Annotated in this window: 15 protein-coding genes; 5 read left to right on the forward strand and 10 right to left on the reverse strand. The window is 65.9% G+C overall.

Features of this window, described 5'->3' with window-relative positions:
- Nucleotides 1-67: 67 nt before the first annotated feature.
- Nucleotides 68-1,327 carry an adenylate/guanylate cyclase domain-containing protein gene (locus AB7M16_RS03950; protein WP_453943191.1) on the reverse strand — a complete coding sequence of 420 codons (1,260 nt, stop codon included), beginning with the start codon at nt 1,325-1,327 and terminating at the stop codon, nt 68-70.
- A 178-nt stretch (nt 1,328-1,505) separates the two neighbouring features.
- Between AB7M16_RS03950 and AB7M16_RS03955 the strand changes: the two genes are divergently transcribed.
- Together AB7M16_RS03955 and AB7M16_RS03960 are read left to right on the forward strand one after the other, a co-directional pair.
- Nucleotides 1,506-2,663 carry an MFS transporter gene (locus AB7M16_RS03955; protein WP_453943192.1) on the forward strand — a complete coding sequence of 386 codons (1,158 nt, stop codon included), beginning with the start codon at nt 1,506-1,508 and terminating at the stop codon, nt 2,661-2,663.
- 31 nt (nt 2,664-2,694) lie between these two features.
- Entirely contained in the window at nt 2,695-2,886 is a 192-nt protein-coding gene (locus AB7M16_RS03960) for a hypothetical protein (protein WP_260379397.1), read from the forward strand.
- Here AB7M16_RS03960 and AB7M16_RS03965 read toward each other — a convergent pair.
- From AB7M16_RS03965 to dmeF, 3 genes are all read right to left on the reverse strand, one after another.
- Nucleotides 2,883-3,761, reverse strand: coding sequence for a DMT family transporter (locus AB7M16_RS03965; protein ID WP_453943193.1), 879 nt, complete (start codon nt 3,759-3,761; stop codon nt 2,883-2,885). The two genes, AB7M16_RS03960 and AB7M16_RS03965, sit on opposite strands and share 4 nt — an antisense overlap.
- Before the next feature lie 83 nt (nt 3,762-3,844).
- Nucleotides 3,845-4,675 carry an N-acyl homoserine lactonase family protein gene (locus AB7M16_RS03970; protein WP_453943194.1) on the reverse strand — a complete coding sequence of 277 codons (831 nt, stop codon included), beginning with the start codon at nt 4,673-4,675 and terminating at the stop codon, nt 3,845-3,847.
- 73 nt (nt 4,676-4,748) lie between these two features.
- Entirely contained in the window at nt 4,749-5,732 is a 984-nt protein-coding gene (dmeF, locus tag AB7M16_RS03975; protein ID WP_453943195.1) for a CDF family Co(II)/Ni(II) efflux transporter DmeF, read from the reverse strand.
- A 189-nt stretch (nt 5,733-5,921) separates the two neighbouring features.
- On the opposite strand from dmeF, the gene AB7M16_RS03980 reads away from it, so the two are divergent.
- From AB7M16_RS03980 to AB7M16_RS03990, 3 genes are all read left to right on the forward strand, one after another.
- Nucleotides 5,922-6,740: a chromate resistance protein ChrB domain-containing protein gene (locus tag AB7M16_RS03980; RefSeq protein WP_212255118.1), complete on the forward strand. Its 819-nt coding sequence runs from the start codon at nt 5,922-5,924 to the stop codon at nt 6,738-6,740.
- The gene (gene chrA, locus AB7M16_RS03985; RefSeq protein ID WP_439367068.1) at nt 6,740-8,125 is read left to right on the forward strand and encodes a chromate efflux transporter; all 1,386 of its coding nucleotides are present in this window, start codon (nt 6,740-6,742) and stop codon (nt 8,123-8,125) included. The genes AB7M16_RS03980 and chrA overlap by 1 nt, the downstream gene beginning before the upstream one ends.
- 92 nt (nt 8,126-8,217) lie before the next feature.
- A complete protein-coding gene (locus AB7M16_RS03990) occupies nt 8,218-8,475 on the forward strand; it encodes a hypothetical protein (protein ID WP_212255116.1) in 258 nt (85 codons plus the stop codon).
- 638 nt (nt 8,476-9,113) lie between these two features.
- On the opposite strand, the gene AB7M16_RS03995 is transcribed toward AB7M16_RS03990, so the two are convergent.
- The 6 genes from AB7M16_RS03995 to AB7M16_RS04020 all read right to left on the reverse strand — a co-directional run bounded on the left by AB7M16_RS03995 (nt 9,114) and on the right by AB7M16_RS04020 (nt 16,588).
- Nucleotides 9,114-10,658 carry a GMC family oxidoreductase gene (locus tag AB7M16_RS03995; protein WP_453943196.1) on the reverse strand — a complete coding sequence of 515 codons (1,545 nt, stop codon included), beginning with the start codon at nt 10,656-10,658 and terminating at the stop codon, nt 9,114-9,116.
- Nucleotides 10,659-10,662: 4 nt separating this feature from the next.
- Nucleotides 10,663-12,213, reverse strand: a complete 1,551-nt coding sequence (locus AB7M16_RS04000) for an ABC transporter substrate-binding protein (RefSeq protein ID WP_453943197.1) — start codon at nt 12,211-12,213, stop codon at nt 10,663-10,665.
- Between the two features lie 392 nt (nt 12,214-12,605).
- Nucleotides 12,606-14,864 carry a DNA topoisomerase IV subunit A gene (parC, locus tag AB7M16_RS04005; protein WP_453943198.1) on the reverse strand — a complete coding sequence of 753 codons (2,259 nt, stop codon included), beginning with the start codon at nt 14,862-14,864 and terminating at the stop codon, nt 12,606-12,608.
- Between the two features lie 61 nt (nt 14,865-14,925).
- Nucleotides 14,926-15,213 carry a hypothetical protein gene (locus tag AB7M16_RS04010; RefSeq protein ID WP_172783432.1) on the reverse strand — a complete coding sequence of 96 codons (288 nt, stop codon included), beginning with the start codon at nt 15,211-15,213 and terminating at the stop codon, nt 14,926-14,928.
- Nucleotides 15,214-15,314: 101 nt separating this feature from the next.
- A complete protein-coding gene (gene recO, locus AB7M16_RS04015; RefSeq protein WP_172783431.1) occupies nt 15,315-16,067 on the reverse strand; it encodes a DNA repair protein RecO in 753 nt (250 codons plus the stop codon).
- A 140-nt stretch (nt 16,068-16,207) separates the two neighbouring features.
- Nucleotides 16,208-16,588 carry a hypothetical protein gene (locus tag AB7M16_RS04020; RefSeq protein WP_172783430.1) on the reverse strand — a complete coding sequence of 127 codons (381 nt, stop codon included), beginning with the start codon at nt 16,586-16,588 and terminating at the stop codon, nt 16,208-16,210.
- Nucleotides 16,589-16,607 lie beyond the last annotated feature (19 nt).

Below are 16,607 nucleotides of genomic sequence, written 5' to 3' on the forward strand. Positions count from 1 at the left end.
GCGGAGACAGACTGGATTGCTTCGTCGCAAGGGCTCCTCGCAATGACGCATGTTGAGACCGCGGAGACTAAACCGCCAGATAGCGCTCGTAGCTTCCCTTTACCGGCTCGCTCGCATCGACTTCCGGATCAAGCGTATAGAGATCCTGCGCGCGGCCGATTCCCCGCAGCGCATAGCGGCCGGTGGAGACGAGGTAGCGGCGACCGGCGGCGTCGAGGCCCTTGTAGAACTCCGACGAAGCCAGCAGCTCGCGATCGACAGAGCGGCTCATCGAAGCGATGCGGCTGACCTCGTTGACGGTCGGGCCGACCACGGTGAAATCAAGCCGGTCCTCGCTGCCGATATTGCCGTAGAAGACCTCGCCGACATGCAGGCCGATATAGGCCGACGTGGTCGGACGGCCCTCCGCTGCCCGCCGCTCGTTCAGCGCGGCGACGTTCTTGCGGAACAGGTGCTCGGCGCGGAGCGCCGCACGCCGCGCATCCGCCATGTCCTCGCCCCAGAACATCGCGAGCACGCCGTCGCCGATCAGCTTCAGCACGTCGCCGCCGGCTTCGTGGATCGGATCGATCACGGCCTGCGCATAGTCATTGAGGAATGGGATGATCTCGTCGGGACCGATGCTCTCGCTGATCCCGGTCGAGCCGCGCAAATCCGAATACCACAGCACGGCGTTGATGCGCTCGGTGACGCCGCGCGAGATGCGCCCGCGCAGCACCTGCTCGGAGGCGTCGCGGCCGAGATAGACCCGGCCAAGCGTGCGCGCGATGTCGACCTGCTGCGCCGACTTGATTGCGAGCCCCAGCACCGGAACCAGATCGCGCAGCGCTTCCAGCTCCAGTCCGGAGAAACCGCTCTCGCGGCGGGTGGTCCAGCAGGAATAGAGGCAATCCATCAGGCCGAGCGCGCCGTTCTCGCCGAAGCGGTGGACGAAGGCGAGATAGTGCTTGTGGCCCTTCTCGGCGAGCTCGCCGATCTGCGAGAAATCCATCGACGGCGCATCGGCGAGATCGATCACCATCTCGTCGTCGCCATTCTCGAGCATGTGGAAGAACACCGAGCGGCGCCAGCTCTTGGCGGCGTCGCCGTCTGCGGTCGAGCCGTATTCGAAGGCATCGCTCTCGTTGCTGGGACGATCGCTCCAGCGGAAGCCGCGGCCCTCATAGATCGGATGCAGCGTGTCGATGACGACGAGGCCACGCGACAGTTCCAGCCCCTCGGCGCAGCAGCGCTCGCAGAAGCCGCGGAGCAGTTCATTTTCAGGCAGGCCCGTGAGCCCCTGGCCGGTCAGCCAGTTCATCAGCGAAAGGCGCGAGGTCAATTGCATGCGCCATTATGGCGTGCATTCGTGACGGGCGAAAGGCGCAAGCCACGCGTAAGCCGAGCGCGAGGTTCCCCCTCCCGCGCAGGTCGAATATGCCGCAGCCCCGGTTGACGCACTCGCCGCGCGGGCGGCAAATGCTCATGATGATGACGTTGCCGGCCAGAATCGGAAGCATGCGCAGATGAGCCAGCGCCAGCTTCCGATCATCTTGGCGCTCGGCACCACGCAGACCCTGGCCTGGGCCTCCAGCTATTATCTGCCGGCGCTGCTCGCCGACCCCATGGGGCGCGATCTCGGTGTCTCCTCCAACTGGATCTTCGGCGCGTTCTCGGCCGCGCTGGTGATCTCCGCGATGCTCGGCCCGCGCATCGGACGGCAGATCGATCTCGTCGGCGGCCGTCAGGTGCTGTCGGCCTCCAACCTGACCATTGCCGCCGGCCTCGTGCTGCTCGGCCTCTCGCAGTCCGTGACGGTGATGGCGATCGCCTGGCTGGTGCTCGGCATCGGCATGGCGATGGGCCTCTACGATGCCGCCTTCGCCGCTCTGGGGCGCATCTACGGCACCGAGGCGCGCCGGCCGATCACCGGCATCACGCTGATGGCGGGCTTCGCCTCCACCGTCGGCTGGCCGCTCACCGCCTGGGGCCTCGCCCATATCGGCTGGCGCGAGACCTGTTTTGCCTGGGCCGCTGCCAACATTCTGATCGGCCTGCCGCTCAACTTCTTCATGCTGCCGGCGATCAAGGGCGCCAAGCAGGCGGCGGCCACGGCCGAGAAGCCGCATGTGCCGCTCGACCGCACCATGATCTTGCTTGCCTTCATCTTCGCGGCGGTCTGGACCGTCACCGGCGCGATGGCCGCGCATTTCCCGCGCATCCTGGAGACGACGGGGGCCTCGCCGGCCGAGGCGATCGCGGCCGGCGCATTGATCGGCCCGGCGCAAGTCGGTGCCCGCATGCTGGAAGCCGGCTTTCTCAGCCGCTTCCATCCGCTGTGGTCGACGCGGCTCGCCTGCCTCACCCATCCGGTCGGTGCCGTGATCGTCGCGATCTTCGGCGGCGCTGCGGCGAGCGCGTTCGCGTTGTTCCATGGCTCCGGCAACGGCATTCTGACCATCGCGCGCGGCACGCTGCCGCTGTCGATCTTCGGCCCGAAGGATTTCGGCTATCGCCTCGGCATCATCGGCGCGCCGGCACGGATGGCGCAGGCGGTGGCGCCGCTCGCCTTCGGCCTGCTCATCGACCTCATGGGCGCCAAGGTGCTGATCGTCTCATCCGCGCTCAGCCTCTCGGCACTGGCAGCGCTGTTCCTGATCCGCGCCGGCCGGCGGCCGGATTGACCGCACCAATGGTTTCGCGCACAAGCGGTCCATGAGCGACGACAACAGCCCGCCACGCACCTTCAAGGGCCTCTTGCGCTGGGCGACCACGCCGCCACAGGCCTGGGGCGTCTATCTGCTCGCCGTCCTGCTGGTCTGGCTGCTCTCGTTCTACGCCGGCACGCTGAAGCCGAAGAAGACGCCGGAGACGAGCCCGCCGATGGCGACCGCGCCGAAGAGCTAGGCCGGCTTCGCTTCGCTGGTCGCAATCCAGATCCCCGCGAACACCGCAACCAGCCCGATCAAGAGGTTTGCCGTGATCGGCTCGCCGATCAGCAGCGCGGCCAGCACTGTGGCGGCGATCGGATTGACCGTCATGGTGTTGGCGACCCGGGTCGGCGTCGCCCGCGCCAGCGCCATGACCCAGAGGATGAAGGCGAGCGCGCCGCCGCCGGCGCCGAGATAGATGCCGGCGATCCACTGCCCCGTGGTGAAATGATCGAGCGCCGCAAAGCTGCCCTTCACGAAACCCGCTAGCACCAGCACCGCAGCGCCCGAGCCCATGCCGACCGTGAGGAAGCCGAGCGCGCTGGAACGCTGCATCAAAGGGCGCGACAGTACATTGTAGAACGCCATGCAGAACACGGCCGCGGTCATGATCAGCTCGCCGCGCCACGCGCCCGGCGGACTTTGCGCGAGGCCCGCGGCGAGCGCCGCCGCGACGCCGAGCACGGCGATGCCCACGCCCGTCATCTTCCGCACCGTCAATTGCTCCACGCCGAGGATTGCGCCAACCACCATGGTGTGGAGCGGCAGCGTCGCCAGCGCGAGACTTGCGCGCGCCGCCGTCGTGTAGGACACCGCGATATTGTAGAGGATGAAGAACAGGCCGAAGAAGCAGATGCCGAGCAGCATGACTGCCGGCCAGTCGGATCGCTGCGGCCAGCGCACGCGAAGCAGCAGCGCGCATGGTAGCAGGCAGAGGAAGCCGATCCCCCAGCGCAGGATCGCGAGCAGGATCGGATCGGCGCCACCGACGAGATAGCGCGTGATCGCCGCGGCGGTGCCGCCGATGCTGCTCGAGACCAGCGCGATCGCAACCCCGAGCCATTCTCCCACGCGTCATCTCCTGTCCCGGAGCTTTTGGGAGCGGCTAGCACGGCCCTGCTGACACCGGTGTGGCAACAGGGATGCCGGGAAGACTAATCGTAGAACTCCGGCGCCATCTTCTGGGTGTCGCGCTGGGCCTTGTCGTGGTTGATCCAGAGCTGCGCCTTCTCCTTGGTGAGCGTGTCGGCGATCTTCTGCATCGAGGCCGCGGTGTGGTCCTTGTCGACGTTCATGCTGGGCACGCGACGGTTGTCCCAGTTGTCTTTGAAATGCACGGCATCGCCCGACAGCACCACCGCACCGGTCTTGGGCAGTTTGACGAGCAGCGACTGGTGCCCCGGCGTGTGGCCGGGTGTCGACAGGATGGTCACGCTGCCGTCGCCAAAGACATCCTTGTCGCCCGTGAGCAGCTCGGCCGGGTGCGAGGGCTTGAAGCGCGGCGTGTTGTTGGCGCCGGGCCAATCATATTCCGCCTTCTGTACGTAGAGCACAGCCTGCGGGAACAGCTCGACATTGCCGGTATGGTCCGGATGCGTGTGCGAGACCGCCATGGCCTTGACGTCGTCGGGCTTGATGCCGAGCTGCTCGAGCTGGGCTGCAAGGGTCTTCGGCCGGCGCCAGGTGACGGCCTTGGGATCGGCCGGTACCAAGCCGTTCGGCATGGCCGCGACGGCATCGGCGATGCCGGTGTCCCACAGGAACCAGCCCTTGGCGTGCTTGATCAGATAGCAGGTGTCGACGAAGTCCATCGCCTTGCCTTCGTTCAGGCCGGGCGTCCAGCGCGAGATGTCACCCGCGGTGCCCTCCCCGCAATTGAGCACGTAGAGTTTCTCGACGCCGGTCTTGTCCGATTGCGCCAGCGCCGCAGGGTTTGATAGCGCCAGTGCAGCCATGGCAAGAGCGAGCCTGGTCATGCGCATCATCGGTCCTCCCATACTGCCATGCTGGCTGCGATCGAGTATCAACCCCGGCTGCGCAGCAGAATTCCGGCCCCTGTCAATGCGGACAGGTCTCGACCTCGACCGTGACGTGGCTGAGGCCCTTCAACCCCGCCAGCCGCCGCTTGTAGATGGCCGGCTGCTTCGGCTTGTCCGACACGACCGAGAGCAGCACGGCGCAGTGGCCGGGTCCGACCTGCCAGAGATGCAGGTCGGTGACGCGATCCTCGCCGACCTCGATGCGGGCGCGGATCACCCGCTCCAGCTTCTCGTCGGCGCGCACGTCGAGCAGCACCGCACCGGATGACTTGATCAGGCCGAATGCCCAGCTTCCGATCACAACGCTGCCGATCAGACCCACCGCCGGATCGGCCCAGACCCAGCCGGAATACATGGCGACGGCAAGCGCCGCGATCGCCAGCACGGACGTTGCGGCATCCGTCATGACATGGACGTAAGCCGCGCGGAGGTTGTTGTCGCGGTGATGTTGATGATGGCCGTGATGATCGTGGTCGTGGCCATGATGGTCGTGGCCATGATCGTCGTGGTCATGCGCATGGCCATGACCGTGATGGTGATGATCGTGGCTGTCGCGCAGCAGCCAAACACTGGCGAGGTTGACGCACAGCCCGAGAGCGGCCACCGCGATCGCCTCACCATAGACGATCGGCACCGGGTTGATCAGCCGCAGCACGCTCTCGTAGGCGATCTCGACCGCGATCAGGCCGAGGATGATCGCGCTGGCGAAGGCGGCAAGATCGCCGAACTTGCCGGTGCCGAAGGTGAAATGCGCATTGCCCAGATGCCGCCGCGCGAAGCGATAGGCGAAGGCGGCAATGCCGAGCGCCGCCGCATGGGTGCCCATGTGCCAGCCGTCGGCGAGCAGCGCCATCGAACCGAACAGCGAGCCGGCGACGATCTCGCCGACCATCATGACCAACGTCAGCACCACCACGAACCAGGTGCGCCGCTCGTTCTCGTCGTGCTTCTCGCCCAGGAAGGCGTGGTCATGGGTCCATTGTTCGACGGAATGGGAATGCATCGAATTCTCCAGAAAATTCAGGTCCGTTGGCCTGCAATATAGACGGCAGGCAGCAATTTTCTAAGGTCCCCGCGGATTGACAGTGCTTCTTAGTTTCGCTGTAATCTGCGCCATGGGGATTTGAGCGATCTCCCCACGAGGCGACAGGCCCAAGCATCGCGTCCCGTTTAGTTCTTGCGAGGACGCATCATGTCTACATTCACGACCATATCATCCGACAAAATGGCACGCCTGATCGGCACGGCGAACGCGCCTGTTCTGATCGATGTGCGCACCGAGCAGGATTTTGCCGCCGACCGGCGGCTGATTCCCGGCTCCCTCAAGCTCAGCCACGACAACGTGACGGACTGGGGCGGCGCCTTCGCCGGCCGCCGCGCCGTGGTCTCCTGCCTCCGCGGCGAGAAGCTCGCGCAAGGCACCGCGGCCTGGTTGCGCCAGCTCGGCGCGCAGGCCGAGACGCTGGAGGGCGGCTTCGAGGGCTGGAAGGCAGCCAAGCTGCCGCTGGTCGACGCCCGCAAGCTGCCGCCGCGCGATGCCAAGGGGCGCACCGTCTGGGTGACGCGGGCGCGGCCGAAAGTCGACCGCATCGCCTGCCCGTGGCTGATCCGCCGCTTCGTCGATCCGGGCGCAGTGTTCCTCTATGTCGCGCCGTCCGAGGTGGTCGCCGTCGGCGAGCGCTTTGGCGCAGCGCCCTTCGACATCGAGAACGTGTTCTGGAGCCACCGCGGCGAGCTCTGCACCTTCGACGTGATGATCGAGGAGTTCGGCATCGCGACGGCGCCCCTGCTGCGCCTCGCGACGCTGGTGCGCGGCGCCGACACCGCGCGACCGGACCTGGCGCCAGAGGCGCCCGGCCTGCTCGCAGCCTCGCTCGGGCTGTCGCGCATGTATGACGACGACCTCGAGCAGCTCGAGGCCGGCATGCTGCTCTATGATGCCTTCTACCGCTGGTGCCGCGACGCCACCACCGAGACGCACAACTGGCCGACCAACAAGGTGAAGGCGTAATGGACGTTCGCGCCGATCAAACGGGAGCTGATGCCGGTCACGGCATCAGCTTCAACGAAGCGTTCCGCGTCTGGCTCCGTGTCGCCTGCTTGAGCTTTGGCGGGCCCGCGGGCCAGATCGCGGTGATGCACCGCATCCTGGTCGAGGAGAAGAAATGGATCTCCGAGGGCAGGTTCCTGCACGCGCTGAACTACTGCATGCTGCTGCCGGGACCTGAAGCGCAGCAGCTCGCGACCTATGTCGGCTGGCTGATGCATCGTACCGCCGGCGGGCTGATGGCGGGCGGGCTGTTCATCCTGCCCGGCATCATCGCCATCATGGGCCTCAGCTACATCTATGCCGCCTTCGGCAATGTCAGCTTCGTCGAGGCGCTGTTCTTCGGTCTCAAGGCCGCCGTGCTCGCCGTCGTGGTCGAGGCCGTGGTCCGCGTCGGCAAGCGCGCGCTGAAGAACCGCATCATGGTCGCGCTCGCGGCCGCGGCCTTCGTCGCGATCTTCTTCTTCGCGGTGCCCTTCCCGATCATCATCATCGCCGCCGGCCTCATCGGCTATGCCGGCGCCCGAAGCGGCCGGCCGGAATTCGCGCCGGCCGGTCACGGTCATGGCGGCAGCGGCGCCGCGATCGACAGCATGCTCGGCGAGGCCGCGCCCGATCACATCCGCCCCAACACCGCGCGCACGATCCGCGTCGGTGCAGTATGGCTGGCGCTTTGGCTGGTGCCGGTTATCGCGCTGCTCGTCGCCTTCGGCCAGGCCAACGTGTTCAGCCAGATCGCGCTGTTCTTCTCGAAAATGGCGCTGGTGACGTTCGGCGGCGCCTACGCCGTGCTGGCCTATGTCGCCCAGCAGGCGGTCGAGCATTATCATTGGCTGAAGCCGCACGAGATGCTCGACGGTCTCGGCATGGCCGAGACCACCCCCGGCCCGCTGATCATGGTGCTGCAATTCGTGGGCTTCATGGCGGCCTATCGCGACCCGGGCGGACTGTCGCCGATGCTGGCGGCAACCTACGGCGGCCTGCTCGCGACCTGGGTCACCTTCACGCCCTGCTTCCTCTGGATCTTCGTCGGCGCGCCCTATATCGAGCGCCTGCGTGGCAACACCGGCCTCGCCGGCGCGCTCAGCGCGATTACAGCTGCCGTGGTCGGCGTGATCCTCAACCTCTCGATCTGGTTCGCGCTGCACACCCTGTTCCGCGAGACCGTGCCGGTGCATGCGTTTCCGCTGAACTTCGACATGCCGGTGCTGAGAAGCGTCGATGTGCCGGCGCTGGTGCTGGCAATCGCGGCGGCCACCGCGATCTTCCGCTTCAAGCTCGGCATGCTGACGGTGCTCGCGGGCAGCTGCGCGGCGGGCGTGGCGCTGCGGCTAGCGGGAGTCATCTGATGCCAGGGATGTGACCAATCGTGAGGCCAGAATGGGTTGGAACGCCGCGGCCGAACGCCAGCTAAGCAGGTGGGGCGTTTGGAGACACAGCGATGCGTTTCATTCTGGCTTTAAGTCTTCTGATCACCTTGGGTGGCGTTGCCGACGCGGCACAGGTGCATCACACACACCGGCGGCACGCGACCGTTCATTCCGGTCAGGGCATGATCCCGCCAGGTGCCGCTTCAGGTTTTGCCTACGCGCCGCCTCCATCGGCGCCCCACGGCGCCACTGAGCCGTATTTTGGCGCCTCTCAAGGTTACGCGCCCGGCGAAAAGGAGCGGTTTCTCCACAGCGTGTTCAGTCCATAAAGAGGCCGTACCACCTTGGGCGGGCCCGTTGTGCGACGGACGCCGTGGGAAAGCTGCTGAGTTGAACCCGCAGCTTCCCGTTCTTGAAGTCACCCGGCGAGGATGTTGTTACTTTCGGGTTGGATCGTTGGAGCCGCCGGGACGGATGGTCTGAGGGCCGCCCTGGCCGGTACCCGCGCCATTGCCACTGCTGGTACCTGCGCTGGATCCCGTCCCAGTGCCGGCGCCAACACTGCCCGCCCCTGTTCCACCCGCCGCGCCGCTCGTTCCGCTCCCCGAGCCGCCGCTGGTTCCTCCAGCTCCGGCGCTGGCGCCCGCACCTGCGCCGCCCGCTCCACCTGCGCCTCCCGCGCCTCCTCCTGCCTGCGCATGAGCGAACCCGATCGACGCGCCGGCAAGCAACGCACACATGGCCACTGAGAAGATTGTCTTTCGCATTGTTCAAAACTCCGATTGACGATGACATGCCAATCAAAGCGGCGCGCAAACGTTCCTGAGGACCTTCGTCCCAAGCTTTCGACATTCGTAGGAACGATGTTGCGCAACGTTGAATTAATTCCAGTCCCGCGGCCACTCCACGCACCCTTCCGCGAAGCGCGCGTGACTCATCCCAATGCGGCTTGAATTCTGACCGCCGACTACCGCATCATCATCCGCGCGATCGCTTCCCCGATCACCACCGTGGTGAAGTGCGTGTTGGCGCGGCAATCGGACGGCATGATCGAGGCATCGGCGACGCGCAGGCCGCTGATTCCTTTCACGTTGCCGTCGGGGTTGACCACGCCATCCGCGTCGCCCACGCCGCTCATGCGGCAGCTGCCGGCAGCATGCTGGATGTCGCCGGTCTCACGGCGCAGCACGGAGTCGAGCTCGTGATCGGGCAGGCCGGCGGCCTGCGGCAGCGTCAAATCCGTGTCGGCGAGCCTGATCCAGTCGGCAATCCCTGACAGGGCCGGCTGCGAGGTGATGACGGCGAGGCGTTTCACCGCATCCATCATGCGCAGCATGTCGCGGGGATCGGCCAGCATGTTCTCCTCGACGACGGGATCGATTGCAGGATCGGTCGAGGCCAGCTTGAGCGTTCCACGCGAATAGGCGTTGAACAGCCCGGCGCCGATCGCGCCGGGCACGCCGATGCCGCGATGATTGAACGCAATCAGAATCATGTCGCGCTTGCCGCCGTTGGCGAGGCCCGAGGAATAGGTCACGCAGCAATTGGTGTGGCGCGTATCTGCATCGGTGGGACGAAGCTCCTCCCGCAGCTGGATCGTGGCGCGAAACAGCGGATGGTCGAAGAAATGGCGGCCGACCGGCAGATCGCGTTCGACCTTAATCCCCATCGCCTTCAATTCCTCGGCCGGGCCGATGCCCGAGCGCAGCAGGATCGCCGGACTGTGGATGGCGCCGGCGCACAGCACGATCTGGCGTGCGCTGATCTCGTGGGTGCCCTGCCCCTCGATATGAACGCGGACGCCGGTCGCCCGTCCGTCGCTGATCAGCACTCGATCGACCAGCGCATGCCCGCGGATCTCCAGATTGGCGCGCCCGCGCGCGGGCTCGAGATAGCCCTCGTTGGTGGTGATGCGGCGCAAGTTGCGGCTGTTGATGGGGTAGCACGCAACGCCCTCGCCGTCCGGACCATTGACGTCGGCGCACCAGGGATAGCCGCTCGCCAGCGCCGCATCGCGCAAGCCCCGGTCGATCGGGCCCCATGTCTCCGGCGGCGCGCGATAGACCGGCAACGGCCCGCCGCGTCCGTGTCCCTCGGCGTCACCGAACTCCAGATCGTCCTCGATCACCGAGAACAGCGGCATCACCTCTTTCGCCGACCAGCCGGTGCAGCCATTGGCCGCCCATTCGTCGAAGGCATCGGCAACACCGCGGATCGCGATCTGGCCGTTCATCATCGACGAGCCGCCAAGGCCCTTGCCGCGCCAGTAGAAGCGTGGCTCCTGCCCCGCGACGCGGCGCGTCAGCAGATCGGGCCACTGCCATTTCTCCTGGTACTCGCGCTTGTGGATGATCGGGATCGGATTCGGCGTCCTCACCTCCCAGGGTGCCTCGTCAGCGCGCCAGTCGCGCCCCGCCTCTAGCAGCAGCACGCGCCGTGCCGGATCCTCGGAGAGCCGCGCGGCAACGGCGGCGCCAGCGGAGCCACCGCCGACAACAATGACATCGTACATCGCCTTACTTCTCAACATTCCAGAACACCGGGATGGCGGACGGTATCAGACCGCGCAAAGTCGCGCGATAGGCGGCCGGCTGGGCGAACTGCCCCCACGGGATTCCGGGCGCCTGGTCGTACATGACGGCCTGGATCTCGCCCGCGATCTTCTTCCGGTCCTCCTCGGCCGGCGCCTTGGCGAAGGCTTCCATCAGCGGCGTGATGCGCGCATCGCATTGCCAGCCGGTGAAGTCGGCGCAGTTGAAGGCGACCATGACATTGGTCAGCGGCGAGCCCAGATCGAAGCCGCCGGCGTGGACGCCATAGACGCTCCAGCCCTCCTTCTTGGCGCGGCGCGCCAGCACGCTCGCCCAGTCCATCACCTGCAGATCGACGTTGAAGCCGGCAGCCTTCAGCCGCTCGGCGAGCACCTGCGCCGAAACGCGCGGGGCTTCGAGGTCGTTGGCCTGCATCACGACGACGGGCTCGCCGGCATATTTGGTCGCCTTCAGCGCAGCCTTCGCTGCTTCTATCGAGGGCTTGGCCGCCACTTCCGTGCCGGCCTTGCTCTCGTAGGTGGTGCCGCAGGTGAAGTAAGTCGCGCAAGGCGTGGCGTACTTGGCGTCGAGCCCGAGCGCATCCAGCACTTCGCGCTGGTCGACCAGCTTCCACAGCACGCGGCGGATTTCCGGATCATCGAACGGCTTCGAGGCGGCGTTGAGACGATAGGCACCGGCGAACATGTTGCCGCCGGTGAAGTTGACGAGCTTGACGCGCGTGTTCTTCTCAAGCTGCGGCAACAGATCGAACGGCGCGTACTGCATGAAATCGACTTCGCCGGCCTGCAGCGCAGAGGCGGCGGTCGCACCATCGGGAATGACGCGGATCTCGAGTGTGTCGACATTGACGCGCTTGCCGCCGGCCAGGAAGTCCGCGGGCTCGGGGCGGGGCACATAGTCGCCGAACTTCTTCAGGATCATGCGGTCGCCGGTGCGGTGCTCGGCCTTGCTGTAGACGAACGGTCCGGAGCCGATGATCTCGGCGATACGCTGGTCGCCCGGCGTCTTCGCGATGCGCTCGGGCATCATGAACGCGACCGGGCTGACGGGATTACCGAGTGCGTCGATGACGAGGCCGGACGGCTCCTTCAGCGTCAGCACGAAGGTTGTCGCATCGGTCGGCTCGAGGGAAGCCGTGATCGCGAAGATGCGGCGGCCGAGCGCGCTGCGCGTGCCCCAGCGACGCAGCGAGGCCACGCAATCGGCTGATGTGACCGGCTGGCCGTCATGCCATTTCAGGCCTTCGCGCAGCGTGAACGTATAGGTCAACCCGTCGGGCGAGACCTTCCAGTCCTGCACCATTTGCGGCTTGATGTCGCCCTTGGAATCCTTCGCAAACAGCGTGTCGAACACCATGTAGCCGAACGTGCGCGAAATATAGGCCGTGGAGAAATGCGGATCGAGCGTGACGATCTCCGCCTCGAGCACCGCGACGAGATTGCCCGCCGCATGCGCAGGCGCCGCCACCAGCGCGAGGCCGAACAGCGCCGGAATGAAAGCCTTCAGTTTGAGCATTGGGATGTTTTTGCCTTTCGACCAGCCGTTTGCAGTCGCCAGGAAAAAGCAATGTTCGTGCCCGCACGTATGCGCTCGCGGCTAGCTGCCACGCGTTTGCGGGGTACTCAATGTCAGTTGGAGAACAGCGCTATCGCCTCTCGTCATTGCGAGCGCAGCGAAGCAATCCAGAGTCTTTCCGCGGTGGGATTCTGGATTGCTTCGCTGCGCTCGCAATGACGATGTGGGGACAGATGCGCGCCACACCCTCGTGCCCCGGACCAGCGCAGCGTCACTTCGACGGTGCGCTGCTGAGCCGGGGCCCATGTCTCCCAGAAATCCGTGCAGCGTGGGTCCCGGCTCTGCGCAGCAACGCAAGATGCGTTGCAGCGCGTCCGGGACACCAGATCGCCCTACCCGATCACCCGGCCGAACTTGTTCGACTTCGGAAAACCCTTAGGCGGCAGGCGGCCGGCGTCGGCGCGGGTGCCTTGCCACTCCGCGAGCTCCTTCATGGTCGCGGAGAATTCGCGTCCTGCGGAGTCCTTCCAGATCAGGCCCGCCTTGGAGTCGAATACCGCAACGTCGGAGAGACCGCCGTCCTTGTACTTCTGCAGCCGCACGCCGCGGCCGCGCGCCATTTCCGGCACCTGGTCGAGCGGGAAGACCAGCATCTTGCGGTTCTCGCCGATGACGGCGACGGTGTCGCCCGTCACCTCGGTGATCGCGCGCGCCTCGTTCGGCATGTCGACGTTGAGGACCTGCTTGCCCTTCTTGGTGGTGCCGACGCAATCGTCCTCGTTGACCACAAAGCCCTGGCCCTCGTGGCTCGCGACCAGGAATTTGCGGCCACCCTTGTTGACGAACAGCGCGACGGGCGCGGCCTCCTGCTCCAGATCGATGAACAGTCGGATCGGCTCGCCATGGCCGCGGCCGCCCGGCAGCTTCGCAACGTCGAGCGAGTAGAACTTGCCGTTGGTGGCGAACAGCAGCAGCTTCGAGGTCGTCTCGGCAAAGAACGCGAAGCCGAGCTTGTCATCCTGCTTGAAGGCGAGGCCCGAGAGATCCTCGACATGGCCCTTCATGGTGCGGATCCAGCCCTTGTCGGAGACGACGACGGTGACTGGCTCGCGCTCGACGAAGGCCTCCTCGATCGCGGCGAGGTCGTGCTCCGGCGCATCCGCAAAGGTGGTGCGGCGCTTGCCGAGCGGCGTCTTCGGCCCGAACATGTCGCGGACCTTGCCGACCTGCTCGCCGACCTTCTTCCACTGCTCGGACTCGGAGGCCAGCAGGGCCTGGATGCCCTTCAGCTCCTTGCGCAGATCCTTGTCCTCGGTGCGGATGTCCATTTCCTCGAGCTTGCGCAGATTGCGCAGCCGCATGTTGAGAATGGAGTCGGCCTGCAGGTCGGTGAGCTTGAACGCCTTCATCAAGGCCGGCTTCGGCTCGTCCTCGTTGCGGATGATCCGGATCACCTCGTCGATGTTGAGATAGGCGATCAGCAGACCGCCGAGGATTTCGAGCCGGTGCTCGATCTCGCCCTTGCGGTAATTGGTGCGACGGATCAGGACGTCGCGCAGATGGTCGAGCCATTCGCGCAAGCATTCCGCGAGCCCCACGACCTTGGGAATGCGGCCCTTGATCAGCACGTTGAGGTTCAGCGGAATCTTGTTTTCGAGCTCGGTGAGCCGGAACAGCGATTCCATCATCAGCGCCGGATCGACGTTCTTCGACTTCGGCTCGATCACGATGCGGACGTCTTCGGCCGACTCGTCCCTGATGTCGCCGACCAGCGGCAGCTTCTTCTGGTCCAGCAGCTCGGCGACCTTCTCGATCAGGCGCGACTTCTGCACCAGGAACGGAATCTCGGTGACGACGACGACCCAGGTGCCGCGCGCACCCTCCTCCTGCGTCCACCGCGCACGGACGCGGAACGAGCCGCGGCCGGTGGTGTAGGCCTCCGCAATCGCCTGCTTGGAATCGACGATGATGCCGCCGGTCGGAAAATCCGGGCCCTTCACCCACTTCAAGAGCGCCTTCGACTTCGCGTCGGGCTTCTCGATCAGATGCAGCGCGGCATCGCACAGCTCGGCGGCATTGTGCGGCGGGATCGAGGTCGCCATGCCGACGGCGATGCCTTGTGCGCCGTTGGCGAGCAGGTTCGGGAAACCGCCCGGCAGCACGACGGGTTCTTTCGACTGGCCGTCGTAATTGGCGCGGAACTCGACGCCGTCCTCGTCGATGCCCTCGAGCAGAAGCCGCGCGACGTCGGTCATGCGCGCTTCGGTGTAGCGGTAGGCGGCGGGGTTATCGCCGTCGATATTGCCGAAATTGCCTTGGCCGTCGACCAGCGGATAGCGCGAGGAGAAATCCTGCGCGAGACGGACCATGGCGTCGTAGATCGCCTGGTCGCCATGCGGATGGAACGAGCCCATCACGTCGCCGACGATCTTGGCCGACTTCTTGAAGGGCGTGCCGGGGTCGAGCCTGAGCAGGCGCATGCCGTAGAGGATGCGCCGGTGCACCGGCTTCAGGCCGTCGCGCGCGTCCGGCAGCGCACGGTGCATGATGGTGGAGAGGGCATAAGCGAGATAGCGCTCTTCCAGCGCCTCACGCAGCGGCACCTCGTGGATTTCAGCCGGTTCTTCCGGCGGAACGATTCGTTTTCCCATGCCGCCCGGTTAAACCGTGGAAGCGAATCGGGCAAGGATCGAATGGTTCCCCGTGGGCGGCCTACTGGCCCGCCCAGCCGGCGGTGACCGTCTGGGTTTTGGCCGCACCCGGCGCTTGAGCGGGCGCCGGCACATTGACTAGGCAACGCCGGGCGGCCTCGATCTCGGCCTCGGTGGCGCCATGGGACCGCGCCCATGTCTCTGCCGCGGCAGCGGAATATTTCGCGACGTAGTATCGCACCACCGTGCACGAGGCCCGGCGAAATACCCCGGGCTGCGGCTCGCCGGCCATGGCGTCGGGCGCGAAGGCAAGCAGCGTCGCGGACAAGGCGAATCCCTTGATCAACATTTGGGCTGTCCCCCGATGTGGAACCTGGGGCCCAATTCAGCTCGGGCCGATTTGGTTCCCCGGAACCAAATGCCAATGTGCAAGTCTGGGCAGCCGTTACGTCATGGCGCGGGGATCGCCGCCCTCGCCTGCTGCCGCATCAAGGCGTTGATGAAGCCGGCCCGCGCATCTGAATGGCCCTGGCCGCGCGGCTCCAACACGTGGCGGAGCAGAAACAGGCCCGTGAGTCGGAAGCCGTCCTGGAGATCCTGCTCGGTAAGATCGCTCGCGGTTTCACCCTGGCGCAGGAACGGCGGCAGGCGCAACAGCCGGTCGCGCCACGGCTCGCCCGCGCCGCGCGATACCGCGCCGCCGGATTTCGGCGAGACATAGATCAGGTCCGTGGTCTCGCCGGTCACCGTACAATTGTCCAGCGCCAGACCGAAACCCAGCTCGGCGAGCATCGCCAGCTCGAAATGGATCAGGTGCACGGCCGCGCTGCCGATGTCGTCGAAATCGTCGAGCGAATGTTCGAGCAGCGCAAAGATGTCTTCATGCGGATCGCGCTCCGGCAAGAGCCGCGCGATCGAGGCGAGATGGGTGACGCCATAGACGCCATGGGATGACCCCAGCAGCGTCGCCGCGCGCAGCTTCAATCCCTCGATCGTATAAGTGCCCAGATGCTCGTCGAGCCGCGCCCGCCACACCGCACTGACGCTATTCCCCGGCTGCAGCAGCGGCCGCATCCGCGCGCCGGCGCCGCCGCGGACCAGCCCCAGATGCCGGCCATGCGCGCGCGTCAACAGCTCGACGATGGCGCTAGACTCGCCATGCCGCCGCACCCCCAGCACGATGCCTTCATCGGACCATTCCATGGGGGAGATCTTATCGCATTTCGAGCTGTCGTAGGGTGGGCAAAGCGAAGCGTGCCCACGCAATTTTTGCGACCAGGATGAGATGGTGGGCACGGCGCGCAAGGCGCGCCTTTGCCCACCCTACGGCAGCGCGCCAAACCTCACGCGTTGAACCAGCCCTGCGCGTCGCCGCTGAAGGAGAAATAGAGGCCGATCGTCGTCAGCGCGCAGGAGACGATCTCGATGGCGCTGTCGAGCTCCAGTCCCTTCGCGCCGATGATCTGGCCGAGCGAGATCACCGACAGCACGAGGGCCGCCGCCAGCACCCAGCGCGGCCAGTTCTTGCGGTGATGCGCAGCCAGCCGGACGAAATAGAGCAGCAGGAGGATCATGCCCCCGGCGAGCAACGTCCCGGTCATGATCATCTGCTCGCTCACCTCGGCACTAGGCGTGCGGTCCTGCACGGCCACCGAGACGGCATCCAGCATCAACGATGCATAGAGCAGCGCTTCGAAGCGCTGGACGTTGACGGGTAGGCTCATCGAATGCCGATCTTTTCTT

The organism is Bradyrhizobium sp. USDA 372 (genome assembly GCF_053629095.1).

Bases quoted from the DNA above. Each gene is read 5' to 3' on its own strand.
- AB7M16_RS03950 (WP_453943191.1), bottom strand. From the start codon at position 1,327: ATGCAATTGACCTCGCGCCTTTCGCTGATGAACTGGCTGACCGGCCAG.
- AB7M16_RS03955 (WP_453943192.1), top strand. From the start codon at position 1,506: ATGAGCCAGCGCCAGCTTCCGATCATCTTGGCGCTCGGCACCACGCAG.
- AB7M16_RS03960 (WP_260379397.1), top strand. From the start codon at position 2,695: ATGAGCGACGACAACAGCCCGCCACGCACCTTCAAGGGCCTCTTGCGC.
- AB7M16_RS03970 (WP_453943194.1), bottom strand. From the start codon at position 4,675: ATGATGCGCATGACCAGGCTCGCTCTTGCCATGGCTGCACTGGCGCTA.
- dmeF (WP_453943195.1), bottom strand. From the start codon at position 5,732: ATGCATTCCCATTCCGTCGAACAATGGACCCATGACCACGCCTTCCTG.
- AB7M16_RS03980 (WP_212255118.1), top strand. From the start codon at position 5,922: ATGTCTACATTCACGACCATATCATCCGACAAAATGGCACGCCTGATC.
- chrA (WP_439367068.1), top strand. From the start codon at position 6,740: ATGGACGTTCGCGCCGATCAAACGGGAGCTGATGCCGGTCACGGCATC.
- AB7M16_RS03990 (WP_212255116.1), top strand. From the start codon at position 8,218: ATGCGTTTCATTCTGGCTTTAAGTCTTCTGATCACCTTGGGTGGCGTT.
- AB7M16_RS03995 (WP_453943196.1), bottom strand. From the start codon at position 10,658: ATGTACGATGTCATTGTTGTCGGCGGTGGCTCCGCTGGCGCCGCCGTT.
- AB7M16_RS04000 (WP_453943197.1), bottom strand. From the start codon at position 12,213: ATGCTCAAACTGAAGGCTTTCATTCCGGCGCTGTTCGGCCTCGCGCTG.
- parC (WP_453943198.1), bottom strand. From the start codon at position 14,864: ATGGGAAAACGAATCGTTCCGCCGGAAGAACCGGCTGAAATCCACGAG.
- AB7M16_RS04010 (WP_172783432.1), bottom strand. From the start codon at position 15,213: ATGTTGATCAAGGGATTCGCCTTGTCCGCGACGCTGCTTGCCTTCGCG.
- recO (WP_172783431.1), bottom strand. From the start codon at position 16,067: ATGGAATGGTCCGATGAAGGCATCGTGCTGGGGGTGCGGCGGCATGGC.
- AB7M16_RS04020 (WP_172783430.1), bottom strand. From the start codon at position 16,588: ATGAGCCTACCCGTCAACGTCCAGCGCTTCGAAGCGCTGCTCTATGCA.